Source organism: Wenyingzhuangia sp. (assembly GCF_039768515.1).
In the GTDB taxonomy this organism is placed as follows: Bacteria; Bacteroidota; Bacteroidia; order Flavobacteriales; family Flavobacteriaceae; genus Wenyingzhuangia.
This window is the reverse complement of record NZ_JBDNAI010000131.1, coordinates 1-3,019: the sequence shown is the minus strand read 5'-3', so window position 1 is coordinate 3,019 and position 3,019 is coordinate 1. Positions and strand designations below refer to the sequence as shown.

At 37.3% G+C, this 3,019-nt stretch carries 4 protein-coding genes; all 4 read right to left on the bottom strand.

What is annotated here, in order from left to right; all coding sequences use genetic code 11:
• Nucleotides 1–308, bottom strand: a 308-nt coding sequence (locus ABF281_RS08345; RefSeq protein ID WP_347181221.1) for an FAD-dependent monooxygenase, incomplete at its 3' end; no start/stop codon positions are given.
• A gap of 40 nt (nt 309–348) precedes the next feature.
• A complete protein-coding gene (locus tag ABF281_RS08340; protein ID WP_347181220.1) occupies nt 349–1,464 on the bottom strand; it encodes an alpha/beta hydrolase in 1,116 nt (371 codons plus the stop codon).
• 125 nt (nt 1,465–1,589) lie between these two features.
• Complete coding sequence (locus ABF281_RS08335) at nt 1,590–2,582, bottom strand: VOC family protein (protein WP_347181219.1); 993 nt, start codon at nt 2,580–2,582, stop codon at nt 1,590–1,592.
• A 189-nt stretch (nt 2,583–2,771) separates the two neighbouring features.
• Nucleotides 2,772–3,019 (bottom strand): hypothetical protein (locus ABF281_RS08330; protein WP_347181218.1); only part of this gene is annotated, 248 nt, incomplete at its 5' end.

Here is a 3,019-nt window from a genome sequence, read left to right as displayed (position 1 = left end):
GAAATTCCATTGTGACTTGGATATTTCCCTATCGGTGGAGCTCCTGCTAGACCAATAAAATGATCGGTTGCAGTATACATCTTCAATTGCCCATATGGATATCCCTGCTTCATGGTTTCATCGGCTAATCCTAAAGCATCTAACGCTCTCAAGGCATTCATTTGTTGAATGATTCCTACTCCATATACATTATATTCATCTAGTCTTTCTGCTATTTCGACTTCAACACCATTTTGGGCTAAAGCAATTGCTACGGACTGACCACCAATACCACCACCAACTACGAGTACCTTTTTTACTGCTGACATATTTTTATTTTTTTATATTGAGAGAGAGATACAATTTTTATTATGCGTGAATTTTTTCTGCAATCCAATCATACATGTCCAATGTAGGCATAAAATTATCTACTTGACAATGTTGAGCACCACTTTCACCGTCCGGAACAATTTTCATTTTATGCTCACAAGTCAAATGCTTTTCTAATGTGATGGCATGCTCTGCAAAATTTTGCTTATCACCCCCACCATGCATAATGAATGTAGGCATTGAAATTTTTTCTGCAATGCCATTTTCAAGGGTAAACCCTTCTAATTTTTTCAGCACACCTTCGTAGGTGTCTTCATCCATAATATGCTGCACAATTTTAGCAAGCGGATGTTTACCACTACGTCCAGCCCAAACTGAATGATAAGACCAAACGGCTCCGAAAATCATACATACTTTAAAACGAGGCTCAAAAGCTGCACAACGAGCTGCCATATAACCGCCCATAGAAACTCCTGCAATACCTACACTTGAAGTGTCCACTTCATCTTTTAAGTTTTCTAGAACCCAGTCTAAAACCGCTGTACCGGCAACATTATAGTCGTGTCTAGAATGAATGTGATTTAGACGCAAAGCGGCTCCTTGACCTGGTCCGTCCATAGCTAATAAAGCGATGCCTCTTTCCATCAAATGATCGCCAATTCCAAAATAAAGTTCTTCAGCTAAACTGTCCAATCCTCCAAACATGACCATTACCGGTGGGTTTTTCACACCCTTTGGTTTAAAAAGATATCCTGGTAAAAAAGAACCTTCAAAAGGGACTTCTACCGTTATTGGTTTCTCTTCAAAGTATTTTGTTGCATTAATAAATGCCTGACGAGCTTTTACATAGGTCTTAATTTTTCGGTCATCCTGTAAATCCATGAAAAACTCCGCCGTACGCAAATAATTAAACGCTCTTAAATAGGTTCTTCTAGCCGAAACAAAAGCTTTCTTATTCTCGTAATCTTCTGCCCACTCATAAACTTCATCACCTTTATTTGACCAGGCTACATTAAAAGTTTCTCTATTGTCAGGATCAATATTACTTGCCGCGTCTAGAATTTCAGCAAATTCACCACCACCATAATGTGCCTGTGTTAATGCTCTATTTACTTGATAAGAAGGCATGTATTTGCCTGGAAAAAAATGCCACATAGTGTTTTTAATATTTTTGATTTTTTTTTGAGATTATAATTTATTTACCAAATACGGTAAAGATTACTATTTAACTATTTCTATAAAATTTACTTTTACTTACAGTTCCTTAGTTACGACACCAATTAAATGTCTACTGGTTTAACCGTACCATCATCTGAAAGTCCAAGCTTTTTACCCTTTGCCATTTCTGCAAACGGATTCACAGATCCCCAAGCATCATTAGGATTATCTTTTAAATAATGCACATCTAAATGGTCTGGTGCAAACACCAATCTGGCACAGGCATAGAATTCAAACAGAACGCCACTTCCAGGGTCACGCACATAGATAAAGAAACCTTCATCGGCTTTATGTCTTGTAGGTGCTCCCATCACACTTTTGTGTCCTTTCTCGATAAAATAATCTAGGGCTAAAAGTACTTCTTCTCTACTATCTACATTCCAACAAATATGGTTTAATACTGCCTGATTAGGCTCTATATTCGGGTCTGTAAAAACAGCTATATCGTGTGAAAGATTGGCTATGGTATGTAGTCCGCCAACTGGTGGAATATGATCTTCAATACGAATCTCGTCAGGGTTTTTTAGTCCTAAACCTTTCCAAAAATCTTTTTCTGCGGGATAGGCCCCCTTAGAAACCATATAGGTTACGTGATCAAATCTTCTAGGGTTTGCACCTTTTAGACGGTTACTAGAGTATCTGTCTGCGTAAACACTTCCTCTTTCGCCTTCTTCTCGTAACCACTCTACATCCCAGAATACTTCGTGCATATGGCCTTCAGGAGATTTAAAACGATAGGCTTTCCCGTGACCTAGATCTGGTTCTTCCCATCCCAAACCAGCTCCAATGCTATCTAAATAAGCCACTACTTCCTCTAAAGCTTCAGGACTATCAGCACGCCACCCTAAGTGACCCAAACCTGAGGTCTCACTTTGGGTAAGTTTTAAGGTATGATGAAAGTAATCACCCCATGCTCGCAGATATACTGAAGTATCTGTTCTTCCTGTTTCATCCATTCCGACAACGTCCCTGAAAAATTCTACAGATTTATCTAGGTTCTCAGTCAGCACTTCAATGTGAGCTAATTGCGAAAAATAATGTGGATTCTTTGCCATTTTTTAAAATTTTATTTTTTCTATAATAATCTACGAATTTAATTTATCTCTGTTGTTTTAGTTTATCAGTAATCAGCCAATAGTATTCTAAATCAACTCTTTTAATTGCGTTTTCTAATTAGATTCAAAATTAATATTCATTTCACATTCAAAAGTTCTTTAGATCTAATTATGAGATGTAAATTGTTTTTACATAATAACACTAAACCCAATATGAATATTAGCTGTTTCCTTATCAACATATAACTCCCGCTCTTTCACTGTACCATGGCAGGTTGATTTGGAGCAAAATAATGATCCCCCTGCCAAACGTATTTCATTACCTTTTTGTGTTGCAGTAATATCCCATACATTACCAATTATATTAACTTCATTTATCGGTGCGATGGGCATCATATTGTCAGACACCACAGGCCTTTTGTCATTTATTGCTATTT